Here is a 12966-nt window from a genome sequence, read left to right on the forward strand (position 1 = left end):
GGGATTCAGACTGCAGAAATTCATCCGATAATGGATACGAAAACCTTCGCACGCGGATTCAAGGCATCGTTGGGTGCTCGTGCGGTTCACATGGTTGCGAGCGGGTTGTTAGTCCTCGTCCTCACCCGCTTTTTGCTCACTCCGGCCCAGTACGGACTTCTCGGTAGCGCGCTCGCCGTGTTCGGCGTCGCCGGACTGTTCGCAGACCTCGGCACTTCGAAATCGGCGGCCCGATACGTCACCGAATATCGGGACCGTGATCCGGGACAGGTCCCCTACGTTCTCCGTGCGGCGCTTCGCTATCGGATCATCGCTATCGTCGTCGTGTCCGGGGCGTTCACCCTGTTTTCGGGGACTATCGCCCATCTCATCCACCAACCCGAACTCGCCCCGCTGATGGTGTTCGGCGGGGCGTACATCGCATGCTACTCGCTCTCCACGTTCGCAGTCGTCGTGTTTCAAGGATTCAATCGGGTGACGTGGAGCGCCGTGACGCGGGCGACGGGAAGCGTGAGTCTACTGGTGTTCGTCGTCATCGGCGTCGTCGTCCTCGGTGGTGCTGGCGGCGCACTCCTCGGCTACGTGGCTAGCTATGCGGTGGCGACTGTCGTCGGGTTCGCCGTCCTCTACCGGAAGTTCTACTCGACCATCGACGACGCGGACGAACCCGAGGACGGACTCTCCCGGCGCGTTCTCAGGTACAGCATTCCGCTCACGGCGACACAGGGTGCGAACGTCCTCGACAAGCGCATCGACACCATCCTCGTCGGGGCCATCGTCGGTCCGGTCGCGGTGAGTTCCTACTACCTCGCCAAGAACATCGCCACGTTCCTTCAGGCCCCCGCGGCCTCCCTCGGTTTCACCATCTCGCCGACCTACGGGGAGCAGAAGGCCGACGACGCACGCGACGCGGCCGCGAGTCTCTACGGGACGACGTTACGACACACGCTCCTGCTCTACGTTCCCGCCGCTGCCGGATTGGCACTCCTCGCCGGTCCCGCCGTGAGGCAGGTGTTCGGCGCGAAATACGCCGGGGCCATCCCCGTCGTGCAGGTGTTCTCGGGGTACGTCGTCCTCAGCGCCGTGTCGTTGATCACCAGCGACGCGCTCGACTACCTCGGCAGAGCGCGGGAACGGGCGTGGGCCAAGGGCGCGACCTCCGCCGCGAACTTCGCCCTCAACCTCGTCCTCATCCCCTCGTTCGGTGCCGTCGGCGCGGCGTGGGCCACCGTCGCGACTTTTTCGGTGTACGTCGCCGTCAACGTGCTCGTCGTCCACCACGAATTGGAACTCCCGGTTTCGCGCCTGTTCCGACACGCCGCCTTCGTCCTCGCCATCACGTTCGCCATGTCCATCGTCGTGTATCTCGCCCTCCCGTTCGTCTCGGGACCGATATCGCTCGCCGGGGTGGTGCTGCTCGGCGGCGCTATCTGGGCCAGTCTGGCGACGATGAGCGGCCTGCTCGACATCGGTCGCGTCGCGAACGTGCTGGAGTCCTAACGGAGTCGGTCGGCACGACCGGATTTCGACCGCTTGACGGTGATTTCGAATTCCACACCCCTAGAACCAAAGGTCCGTACGGCACATCCCTAATCGATCAATCGTGTCCACAGTAGCGACGACGCTCACGGACGCTCTCGGCCTCGACGTCCCCATCGTTCAAGCGCCCATCGGAAGCGCGACCTGTCCCGAACTGGCGGCCGCCGTCGCGGACGCCGGTGCGCTCGGAATGTTGGCCATCACGTGGCGGGACGCGGCGACGACCCGTCGGCTATTGGCCGAAACCGAGCGGCGAACCGACGGCGTGTTCGGCGTGAACATCGTCGAGGATCCGAGCGCGAAGGACGTTCCGACGGAAACACATCTCGAAGTCTGTCTCGACGTCGGTGTCGAGGTGTTCTCGTTCTCGTTCGGGACCGCCGCTCCGTACGTCGAACGGATTCACGACCACGACGGCACCGTTCTCCAATCCGTCGGTAGCGCCGAGGAAGCGAAGAACGCCGTCGATGCGGGCGTGGACGTCCTCGTCGCACAGGGGTGGGAAGCGGGCGGTCACGTACAGAGCGAGGTCGCAACCCTGCCGTTAGTCCCTCGTATCGTCGATACCGTTCCCGAGACGCCCGTTATCGCGGCCGGAGGTATCGCGGATGGTCGCGGAATCGCCGCCGTCCTCACCCTCGGCGCAGCAGGTGCGTGGCTCGGGACGCGATTCCTTGCAACCGAGGAAGCCAACGTTCACCGTCGCTATCGACGGCGAGTGATCGAAGCGAACGAGACCGAGACGGTCTACGCCACCCTCTTCGACGAGGGATGGCCGGAGGTGCCACATCGAGTGATCGAAAACGCGACCGTCTCGGACTGGAACGCTGCGGGACGCCCTGAAAGCCATCGACCGGGGGAGGGGGAGGTCGTCGCGGAAACTGACGCTGGGGACCCCGTTCACAGATACGAAGATTCGCTCGCCGTTCCCGGGATGAACGGGGACGTGGAGGAACTGCCGCTGTACGCCGGGCAGAGCGCGGGATTGACCGAAACGATACGACCGGCGGGGAGGGTCATTGAAACGCTCACCGAGGAGACGATCGAAGCCTTGCAAAAGAGATGACTGACGAGCATGGAACGCTCGGTGATCCTTCGCAGTTGCTCGTCACGTTCGTTCCTCGCAAAAGCGGAAGGGGCGGGATTCGAACCACGCGAAGCCTATCAAGCTCCCACCAACAAGTTGGTGGTGCTCTACCACTGAGCCACCCTTCCTCGTCCTACCCTTGGGGCGGGACTACCTTTGTTATGGTGGCCCTGAACGGGGGAAGAATTCGATCAGACCGTGAGTTCACCGACGAGCGAATCGAGGCCTTCGGAGAGCGAGACGGTCGGTTCGTAGTCGAGTCCCTCCCTCGCCCGCGTGATGTCCGCCCTGCTGTCGTCGATGTCGCCCGGTCGTGGATCGACGTGAACGACCTCCGAATCGGAGTCGGTCACGCGGCGGATCGCCTCGGCGAGGCCGCGAACCGTGACGCTCGACCCGGTACCGATGTTGAACGCTTCTCCGACCCTGTCGGTCGTGGCGGCGCGGCAGTTGGCCTGCACCACGTCGTCGACGTGGACGAAATCGCGGGTCTGGGTTCCGTCACCTTCGATGGCGATGTCCTCGCCCTCGGTCGCACGGTCGAAGAAGGTGCGGACGACGGCGCTGTATTCGGGATTCTGCCGCGGTCCATAGATGTTGAAATACCGCAGGACGACCGTTTCGAGCCCGTAGAGGTCGGAAAATCGGCGGGCGTACTGATCGGCGGTTAGTTTGTCGATGCCATAGGGAGAGGTCGGTCGCTTTCCCGCCGATTCGTGAATCGGTACGGATTCGGGATGGCCGTACACCGCGGCACTGGAGGCGAGGACGACCCGCGCGTCCTCCCGCCGAGCGTGGTCGAGGACGAGTAGACTCCCGTCGCCGGTGACGGCGTGGCTCCGGAGCGGTTGTTCGACCGACTTCGAGACGCTGACCATCGCGGCCTCGTGAAAGACGATATCGACGCCGGACATGGCCTCATCGACGACCGTCGAATCGCGTACGTCTCCCTCGATGACGGTGACGTCCGTCGGGAGGTTACCCCGCTTTCCGGCGGAGAAATCGTCGAGGATTCGGACGTCGTTGTGGTCCACGAGCGCTTCGGCGAGGTGGCTGCCGACGAACCCCGCGCCACCCGTGATGAGAACCGTTTGGCCGCGTGGAACGACCGAGTCGTCGACCGATCGTCGTCCGCCGCTCATTCCATGTACCCCAGACCCCGGAGTCGATCTTCCACGCCGTCGAAGTCCGCTTCGACGGCTTCGGACTCTCCGGATTTACCGTAATCCCGCTGTGAGACGGCCCGCCGTCCCGGTTTGGAGTGGGGATGGAAGATTTCCTTCAACACGCGACCGTCGGCGTCGGAGGGGACCGCCTCGTCCAACGCGTGAAGCAGGGTCGGGGCGACGTCCGTAACGTTCGCTTCGTTCGCCGTCGATTCCGCTTCGATACTGGCCCCCCACGCGAAGAAGATTCCCTCGGGGCGATGACTGGCGACCTTGCTCCCGCTGTCCCTGAACACCGAACGGGTGAGCGACACGGCCGTTTCGTACCCCTCGATGCCTTTGACCACGAGGTCGGGTGAGTAGGGGTCCGTCGGGAACACCTCGTCCCCGTCGTGGACGTTCAGTGGGGCGTCGTCCGTTTCCGGGTCGGTCACTCCTTCGAACAGGGTTCGGAGTTCTTCCTTGAGCGCGGGTACGTCGGCGGGCGCGACGACGCCGGGGTCAAAGCGCATGGTGTCGTTGATGTAGACGTTACCCGACCCGTGGGCGAAGGCGACCGTTTCCTCGAAATTCACGTCGTAGAGGCTGTGGTTCCCGGGAACGTGCGTGGCGACGGAATCGACCAATCCCCGTGGAAGATGCTCGATGAGCGATTTTTCGTTGATGCCGAGGCGGGCCATTAATCCCTCGACCCGTTCCTTCGTCAGCCCCATCTTGGCGAGCGTTCCCCGCGTTCCGTTGCCGCTCTTTCGCGTCAGCAGGTTCTCGCGTTCGAGCAGCGTGTTGAGGAAGGCGAACCGAGAAATCGGACCGAAACCGTGGTCGGAGACGACGAACAGTACCGCATCACGGGATTCGATGTACTCCATCACCTCCCCCAGAATCTCGTCCAGTTGTTGGTAGTGTTCGAGAAGGACGTCGTCCTCCCAGATGAGGTGCTGGAGGCGGTCGGGGGCGGTGTAAACGAAAAAGAAAAGCCGCCACTGTTCCTCCATCAACCGTTGCATCAGGGTTCGACGCGTCGAGAGGAGCTTCGCTAGCTCCTCGCGGAACTCCTCGGGGCGGTCCCGGTACTCGTCCCACGAAAGGCCTATCTGGTAGTCCGGAATCTCGTTCGCAATTTCGTCGGCCAGTTCCGGTGGTTGGGTGAACCCGTCGTCCATCTCCGGGGTCATCATCCCGGTGACGAGCGATCCGTCGATGTCGCTCGCCGGGTACGTCATCGGAACGTTGCCGACGACGGCGGGCGAGATGATGTCCCACAGTTCCGGGCGGCGAACGTCCGCGCTGGTGTTCATCCGGTGGGTGTACCCCCGCTCCAAGTGTTGGAACCCGTACAGTCCGTGCTTATCGGGCCAGACACCCGTCGCGATCGTCGGCCATGCTAGCGGTGTCGAGTCCGGTGTCGTACTCGTTAGCGGGCCGGACGCACCCTCCTCCAGCAACCGAGAGAAGTTCGGTAGCTGTCCTTCCCCTGTCCATCGCCGAATCAAATCCCATGGGACGCCGTCCAATCCGAGGACGAACGCCCGTTCCGGGCTCTCAGTTTCCATCGACATAAGTTATCGTTGCCGGGGCAGTCCACCTGCCCGTGGCTCTATCGGTTTCACCATCGGGGTTCGCTTTGTTATGGGCTTGTTTCGAGGGGTCTGGGTGTGTCTACTCGGCGTATTTGGGACTGTTTCCGACGGTTCCACTCGAATACCGACTGGAGTACGAAAACCGTCCGAAGCACTCCGACCGGTCGGGAATGTACCCCGATGGGCCGAGCAGCAGCAGCCTACTCTATCGAAACTGAGCGACGACGAGAAAAATCGATTCGAGAGAATCGGCCGCTACCGCGGACCGATGGGCGTTCGGGTCGTCGCGGGATCGGTTCCCCGAATCGCACCCGCGATTTCGCCCATCGTCCGGACCTGAAGCCTCGCTTCGTCGCGCCGGGTTGCGAGATGTTCGAGGATCGTTCGCAATCGATCGAAGTCCCGTTCCTCCGTGAAGTTGTTCGGGTGCATCCAGAGGTGAAAAACCCCTTCGTCGGCGTCCGCAGCACGGTCGATGCCGCGCTTCGCCGAGCGAATGAGCGGGTCTCCCCAAAGCCGTTCGGTGACGGTTCGCGCCCGTCCCTCGTAACCGAACAGGAACATCGACGCCGGGATGTTCACCAGTCCGTACTCGTCGACTTCGGGTGTGACGAGCGGCGGACTCGTCCTGCTCACGAGCAAATCGATGAGCTTCCCGAGCGACTGGAAGCGCGACCCATCGTACCAGAGTTCCGGTCGCTCGCCGCGGTAGCACGTGAGTCCGTAGGCGGCGAGCACGTCCCGATGTCCGATCTTGTTTCGTGGGAAGACGAACGATTCGAGGGAGTACCCCGCGTCGTCCGCGGTTTCGATACTTCGTCGTGTCTCCGCGACTGCGACCTCGCGATTCGTCGCCTCGTCGCCGAGTTCGACGTGTGAAAACGTATGGCAGCCGAGTTCGTGTCGTGCGTCGGCGTCGATGATGGCATCGATCAGGCCGTCACCGAACCAGAACGGGTTCTCCGACGCACTGCTACCGGGGTCGCGGTCGAACCAGTCGTCCGTCGGTGTCGGATGGTTCGAGTGCGTCCCATCACACGATTCGAGAAAGAGATGACCGACGACTGCCCACGTCGCGGGGATGTTGAACTCGTCGAACAGAGCGAGAAGTCGAGACCACGACGTTCGTGCGGTCTCGACGTTCTCCTTGACCTCCGAGAGGTCGTGATACCCCCATGCGAGTTCGGCGTCGAGCGAGAGGACGACGGCGTTCATGTCTGTCGAAAACCCGGTCGGAACGCGATTAAACCGCGCCGACCGTTCAGTTTCGTTCGGGTGGGTAAGCGAGGATTACCCGGTCGATTCATTCGACAGTCACGCTCTTCGCCAGATTACGTGGCTTGTCGATGGGTCGGTCGAGGAGGGCGGCGGCGTGATACGAGAGCAGTTGCAACTGGACGTTGGCGAGGATTCCCGCCGCATCGGGGTGCGTATCGGGAATCGTCAACACGTCGTCCGCGTGCTGGAAGATCGCCTCGTTCGAATCGCTCGCCACCGCGACGACCGGCGCACCGCGAGCGTCGACTTCCTTGACGTTGTTCAGGGTCTTTTCGTCGTGACGGCCGTCGAACACGGCGAACACCGGGGTTGCCGGCGTCACCAGCGCGAGCGGGCCGTGTTTCAGTTCGCCCGCCGCGAAGCCTTCCGCGTGCTCGTACGAAATCTCCTTGAACTTGAGCGCCCCTTCCAGCGCGACCGGGAACATCGTCCCCCGGCCGATGAAGAAGTAGGACTCGCTGTCGTGGTAGCGTTTTGCGACGCGGTGAGCTTTCGTGTAATCGAGGATCTGTTGGATGTGGTCGGGCAAGTCGCCAAAGGCGGACAGCACTTCCTCGATGTCGTCGCTTCGCGTGCCGACCGTGTCCCGGACGATTCGTTCGCCGAGGAGGGACAGCGAGGCGACTTGTGAGGAGAACGTCTTCGTGGCGGCCACACCGATCTCCGGACCGGCCCGGATGAACAGCGCGTCGTCACATTCGCGTGCGGCGGTGGAGCCGACGACGTTCGTCACCGCGAGCGTCCGTGCACCGCTCGCGTTCGCTCGTCGCAAGGCCGAGAGGGTGTCCGCCGTTTCGCCGCTCTGGGTGACACCGATGACGAGCGTCTCCTCGTCCACCGGTGGCGGAGAGACGGCGTACTCGCTTGCGAGGAACGTCTGGGCAGGCACGCCGCGACGTTCCACGAAGCTGTTTCCGGCGAGACCCGCGTGGTAGGACGTCCCGCAGGCGACGAACTGAACGCGTTGAACGTCCTCGAACGTCCCTGCCGGGAAATCCTCCAGCGAGATATCGCCGGTCGTTTGGTCAACACGCCCACGGAGCGTTTGACGGAGTGACGTCGGTTGTTCGTGAATCTCCTTCAGCATGTAGTGGTCGTAGCCACCCTTCCCAGCATCCTGTGGGTCCCAATCGAACGTCTGACTGGTGCGCTCGACCGGCGTTCCATCGAGTTTCGTTATCTCGTGCTGGCCGGGTTCGATGATGACGACATCACCATCGTCGAGGAAGATCACCTCGTCGGTGAAATCCAAGAAGGCAGGGACGTCGCTGGCGAGGAAGTGGGTTCCTTCCCTGACACCGAGGACGAGCGGCGACCCCGACCGAGTCGCGTACACGGCATCGCTTCCTTCGACCAACATCGCGACGGCGTAACTCCCCGAGAGCTGTCGGATCGTCCGCCGGAACGCCTCCTCCGGCGTCGCACCGCGTTCGAGATGATCCTCGACCAGATGCGGGATCACCTCGGTATCGGTGTCGCTTTCGAACGTGTGACCACGTTCGACGAGCCCCGTTCGGAGCGACTCGTAGTTCTCGATGATGCCGTTGTGAACGACAGCGACCTTTTCGTCACAGCCGGTGTGCGGATGGGCGTTTTCGTCGGTCGGTGGTCCGTGCGTACTCCATCGGGTGTGTCCGATGCCGAGGCCGCCGGACGGGACTTCGTCTATCAACATCTCCTTCAGGTGTGATATTTGGCCTTCACGTTTGAAGACCGCTGGGCCTCCCCCGTTTTTGACGGCGAGTCCGGCCGAATCGTAGCCTCGATATTCGAGGTTTTCGAGGCCGACGAGCAACTCGTCTACCGCGTCTTGCGTTTCGCCAACTCGGGCGATGATACCACACATTAGTCGAATACCTCCCAGTTGTCACTCATTGCCGACGAAGCGTTCGCAGGTGGTTCCAATGGACGGTACGACTTCCGATATCTGTTCGTCTATCGTTCGGGAATCTCATAGGCAACTCCGCTATGTCCAATACCCCGATGTCTCCAATTCGGGGATGAACGGTAATTACGAATACCCGGATTACCTCTTTGTTATACGCCCTCTGACCGGTCTGAAGGTCGATCTTAGACCCCTCCAATGATGTCGTACTTGTCCCCGCTAGATGGATGCCGAGAAGGCATTTCGCAGGCGGTACGCTCGATACCACTCGGTACGGACCGGCTACTTTCGTTCCGTCACTGGCGGAAGCGAACGGATACCGAACTGGCCCTGCCAACACTGGATACAGACGTCCTACGGGGACGACCATCGACGTGAACGAGTTCAGTGGACGACCGCGACAAGAAAAGTGGGAACTGAATTTTCGCCGTGTCGTGTGGGCTCAGATGTTGATGGCGGATGGTTTGACCCAAATGACGAACTCATCGTCTTGCCGAACGACGCCGTGAACGGACTTGCTCTCGACCGACCCGTCCACGTCAGCGTCGTCGAGGCTGACGACTTGATTTACCTCGTCGATTACCCACCCGATGCTTCGCTCGTCTTCCGTCTCGAAAACGATCACCCGGTCACCCGCCCCGGACCCGGTCTGCCCGAGGACGGTTTTCGGGTTGACGATGGTCGTCGTCGTTCCCCGAAGGTCCATGACCCCTTCGACGTGCGGTTTCGAATCGGGCAGTTTCGTCAACTCGTGACGGTCCACAATCTCGTCGATGTGCGCGATATCGATGCAGTACTGTTTGTCTTCGAGACGAAAAACTAACACCTGTAATTCAGAAACTCTTTTTGACATGAGTGGTTCTCCTTTGGGGATCCACTTTACTGTTCCGCTGAAGGCTATCTCACGAAAACTCCGTTTCACTTCGGTTGGACTCCTCTACAATTCTAACACTTTCAAATTAAGTTTCTGTGACGAGGGTGACGGTATCTTTTTATGCTCTTGTTATCAAAGTCGATAACCGATGGGGTCTGTGGAACTGCTGCGGGTGCTCGGTAACAAATACAACGCCGAAATACTCGACGCAACACACGAACCGAAATCCGCACAGGAATTAAGCGAGGAGCTTGGTATCCCGATAGCGACCAGCTATCGCCGAATCGAAGAGCTCACCGAGGCAAACCTGCTCGAACTGACCGGGCGGGAGTTTTCGAACGAAGGTCGCCGGACGAAAGTGTACCGACGTGACATCGATAGCGTCGCAATCTCGTTTCAGAGTGATGGTATCGACGTGTCCGTCGGTGACCGTCCCGAAGTCGAGAACGCATTGGTAGACGTGTGGCGCGACCTGAAGGAGCAACAGTAACCCGTACAGTCCGTACAGTCCATAGTTCCGTGCTCTTCGGCGTCACACTCGCCATCTCGGGGTTCTCGATGGTTACGTTCGCCGTCAGTGGTATTCCCGGGCCGAACGATGAACGCCGTTCTAGCTCTTCATCGGCTTTCCCTTCGTCGTTCCTACGGTCATCGCGACAACCGTCAGTGCGTTCACGTACGGGTTCGAAGGTGATCCCCCTTCTCAGATTAGACGCAAACTTGTCATTGATGATTATATGACTGTTTGGGAAGTGTTAATTATATGCAGATGAGCGACCAAAACGAATTTTCTCCGTTAATGGCCTTATTTTGGATTATATTGCCATTATAGACCGTCTAAGAACGATATCACACCTGATAATTGGATACGTAGATTTAATACAATCCTTTGATTCGTTCCGCATAGAGTCCGAACCGTGATACATTTCGGTTCGGACATGAAGTGAGAAATCATGAAAGACGCAATTCAACAGCGCCTCAATAACAGAGGTCAGGTCGGTATCGGAACGCTCATCGTGTTCATCGCGATGGTGCTGGTCGCGGCGATTGCGGCCGGTGTACTCATCAACACGGCGGGCTTCCTCCAGTCGAAGTCCCAGCAGACGGGCCAAGACAGCACGGCACAGGTCTCCAACCGCGTCGAAGTCGTCTCCGGCTTCGGTAACGTGACGGACGCCGAACAAGTAGATTACATCAACCTGACCGTCATGCGCGGATCAGGTTCGGACGACATCAATCTCTCCACGGCCACCATCGAGTGGATCGGCCCGAACAAGGCAAAGACGCTCGTGGCGGGGAACATTTCACAGGTCAATACAAACGGTAGCAAGTATTTCAACGTCACTGATATCAAGGACGAGGACGGCTCCGCACCGGTCCTCAACAGTCAAGACGACCGATTCACCATCTCGATGAACGCTGGTACCATCGGTGGTAGCGACCTCGGAGAGGGTCAAACAGTTGACCTCAAACTCACCACGCAGTACGGTGCAGTCACGCTCTACCGCGCAAACATCCCACAGTCGCTCTCCCAAGAGAGCGCGGTGACGGTCTAAAGTACTAAAATGAAGGACGCAATCCAACAGCGCCTCAATAACAGAGGTCAGGTCGGTATCGGAACGCTCATCGTGTTCATCGCGATGGTGCTGGTCGCCGCGATCGCGGCCGGTGTACTCATCAACACGGCGGGCTTCCTCCAGTCGAAATCCGAGCAGACGGGCCAAGACAGCACGGCACAGGTCTCTAACCGCGTTCAAGTCGTCTCCGGCTTCGGTAACGTAACGACGCTGAACAGCAGCGGTGCTTACGACCCGAACGGAAAGGAGTACGTCGATACGGTCAACTTGACGGTCATGCGCGGATCGGGTTCGGACGATATCAACCTCTCCACGGCCACCATCGAGTGGATCGGCCCGAACAAGGCAGTGACGCTCGTGAACGGCAGCAATGCGAACGGTACCCAATTCACCGTCTCGGCCATCAAGGACGGCGACGAATCGGTTCCCGTTCTCAACAGTCAGGACGACCGCTTCACGATCTCCCTGAACGCGTCGGGAATCGCTGGAAACAACGTCTACGGACTCTCCGAGGGCCAGACGGCTGAACTTCGACTCACCACGCAGTACGGTGCAGTCACGCTCTACCGCGTGAACGTCCCGCAGTCGCTCTCCCAGGAGAGCGCGGTGACGGTCTAACCAAGTATTCTCTTTCTTTTTGGTGCAACCTCTCCCCAATCATGAGTCACTACGTTTCTTTGAAAAGGTAGATTTTTTATCCCCTACAATAATTCCAATCCGTGACATCGCTGTTTACTCTCGAAAAAGAGGCCGACGCTGAACGCCTCGTCACGGTGCTCGGCGAAAGCAACAACGACACCGTTCGACAGCGAGCCGCAGAAATCCTCGGCGACCTCGACGTCCCGGATGACGAGGTCGTGGACTCACTGACGACGGCCGCACAGGACGATCCGAACGCTGCGGTTCGAGCAGCCGCCATCGACGCCCTCGACCAACGGGAAGCGGTCGAACAACTCATTGCGGCCATCGTTGGCGAAGAGATCAGCGGAAGTAGAGCGGAGTGGGCGCGAGCGGAGGAACTCACGGATGCGCTCACGTCCGATCAGCCGGAACTTCGAATGGCCGCCGCGAACGTTCTCGGACGGATCGGGAGCCGCTCTGCGACCGAGGATCTGATTCGGCAGTTGTCGGACCCGGATCCCCGAGTTCGCTCGCGTGTCGCGCGTGCACTGGGACGGCTTGAGGACAAACGAGCAGTGTCCCACCTCGCCGAGCGACGAACCGACGAGGAAGTCGAAGTCCGCCGGGAGACGGCGGAAGCGCTCGGTCGGATGCAAGGGGACGAGGCGCTTTCCGCTCTGCTCGGCATGCTCAACGACCCTGCCGAAGCGGTGCGACGAATCGCCGCCGGGTCGCTCGGGACCTTCGGTAGTGAGAGACCTCTCGACGCCCTCATCGAACTGTTAGGGGACAAATCGGATGCGGTTCGAAAAGCGGCCGTGTTCTCCCTCATCGAGTTGCTCTCGAACGTACCACCGGAGAAGAGCCACGAGCTCCGGGAGACGATGGTCGAAAAGCTCAGTACGAGCGAGCATCGTGTCGTCGTCACGTCGCTCGTCGAGATCATCGAAGAGGGATCACAGGCACACCAGCGCCGTAACGCGACTTGGTTGCTTGGTCGGGTGACAGGTACCCAAAACCGGTGGGAAGCAATCGAGACACTCGTGGGGGTGTTGGACGCCGACGACGGTATGACGGCACAGTTCGCCGTCACCAGCCTCGCAGCGATCGGCGGTAAATCGGTCGAAACTGCGCTCCTGGAAGTGCTCTCCGACTCCGAAGCGACGACGGATGCACAAGCAATGGCCGCGTTCGGTCTCGGGAAGGTCGGGGGTGAACGCTCACGGGAACGGCTCGACGATCTCGTAGATACGACCGAGGACGAGGAGGTCCGAAAGCGTGCTTTCTCCGCGCTTTCGAAACTCGGTGGAAGAGCATAATATCAGAAATCAAATCTAAATAATACCAGTCTCATTATCT

Annotated in this window: 11 protein-coding genes and 1 tRNA gene; 6 read left to right on the forward strand and 6 right to left on the reverse strand. The window is 60.5% G+C overall.

All coding sequences use genetic code 11. The features are described 5' to 3' along the window. The first annotated feature begins 30 nt into the window (after positions 1-30). Both NKF26_RS06090 and NKF26_RS06095 read left to right on the forward strand, forming a co-directional pair. Complete coding sequence (locus tag NKF26_RS06090; protein WP_253227324.1) at positions 31-1500, forward strand: oligosaccharide flippase family protein; 1470 nt, start codon at positions 31-33, stop codon at positions 1498-1500. Positions 1501-1603: 103 nt separating this feature from the next. Then, a complete protein-coding gene (locus NKF26_RS06095; protein ID WP_253227325.1) occupies positions 1604-2605 on the forward strand; it encodes a nitronate monooxygenase in 1002 nt (333 codons plus the stop codon). A gap of 64 nt (positions 2606-2669) precedes the next feature. Here the strand turns inward: NKF26_RS06095 and NKF26_RS06100 are convergent. From NKF26_RS06100 to NKF26_RS06125, 6 genes are all read right to left on the reverse strand, one after another. Next, positions 2670-2754: transfer RNA gene (locus NKF26_RS06100), tRNA-Ile, on the reverse strand. 63 nt (positions 2755-2817) lie between these two features. Next, positions 2818-3768 carry an NAD-dependent epimerase/dehydratase family protein gene (locus NKF26_RS06105; protein WP_253227326.1) on the reverse strand — a complete coding sequence of 317 codons (951 nt, stop codon included), beginning with the start codon at positions 3766-3768 and terminating at the stop codon, positions 2818-2820. Continuing rightward, positions 3765-5351 carry an alkaline phosphatase family protein gene (locus tag NKF26_RS06110; RefSeq protein ID WP_369682118.1) on the reverse strand — a complete coding sequence of 529 codons (1587 nt, stop codon included), beginning with the start codon at positions 5349-5351 and terminating at the stop codon, positions 3765-3767. The genes NKF26_RS06105 and NKF26_RS06110 overlap by 4 nt, the downstream gene beginning before the upstream one ends. Before the next feature lie 276 nt (positions 5352-5627). After that, a complete protein-coding gene (locus NKF26_RS06115; protein ID WP_253227328.1) occupies positions 5628-6587 on the reverse strand; it encodes a polysaccharide deacetylase family protein in 960 nt (319 codons plus the stop codon). Between the two features lie 88 nt (positions 6588-6675). Continuing rightward, entirely contained in the window at positions 6676-8496 is a 1821-nt protein-coding gene (glmS, locus tag NKF26_RS06120) for a glutamine--fructose-6-phosphate transaminase (isomerizing) (protein WP_253227329.1), read from the reverse strand. Between the two features lie 481 nt (positions 8497-8977). Beyond that, the gene (locus tag NKF26_RS06125; protein WP_253227330.1) at positions 8978-9388 is read right to left on the reverse strand and encodes a chemotaxis protein CheW; all 411 of its coding nucleotides are present in this window, start codon (positions 9386-9388) and stop codon (positions 8978-8980) included. Between the two features lie 169 nt (positions 9389-9557). Between NKF26_RS06125 and NKF26_RS06130 the strand changes: the two genes are divergently transcribed. The 4 genes from NKF26_RS06130 (at position 9558) to NKF26_RS06145 (ending at position 12926) form a co-directional block, all read left to right on the forward strand. After that, complete coding sequence (locus NKF26_RS06130) at positions 9558-9899, forward strand: helix-turn-helix domain-containing protein (RefSeq protein WP_253227331.1); 342 nt, start codon at positions 9558-9560, stop codon at positions 9897-9899. A gap of 463 nt (positions 9900-10362) precedes the next feature. Continuing rightward, positions 10363-10965, forward strand: coding sequence for an archaellin/type IV pilin N-terminal domain-containing protein (locus NKF26_RS06135; RefSeq protein ID WP_253227332.1), 603 nt, complete (start codon positions 10363-10365; stop codon positions 10963-10965). 9 nt (positions 10966-10974) lie between these two features. Continuing rightward, positions 10975-11604 (forward strand): archaellin/type IV pilin N-terminal domain-containing protein, encoded by a 630-nt coding sequence (locus tag NKF26_RS06140; protein WP_253227333.1) that lies wholly within the window; start codon positions 10975-10977, stop codon positions 11602-11604. Between the two features lie 101 nt (positions 11605-11705). Then, a complete protein-coding gene (locus NKF26_RS06145; RefSeq protein WP_253227334.1) occupies positions 11706-12926 on the forward strand; it encodes a HEAT repeat domain-containing protein in 1221 nt (406 codons plus the stop codon). Positions 12927-12966: the final 40 nt, after the last annotated feature.

Origin of the sequence: Haladaptatus sp. AB618 (genome assembly GCF_024136965.1) — an archaeon.
GTDB lineage: Archaea > Halobacteriota > Halobacteria > Halobacteriales > Haladaptataceae > Haladaptatus.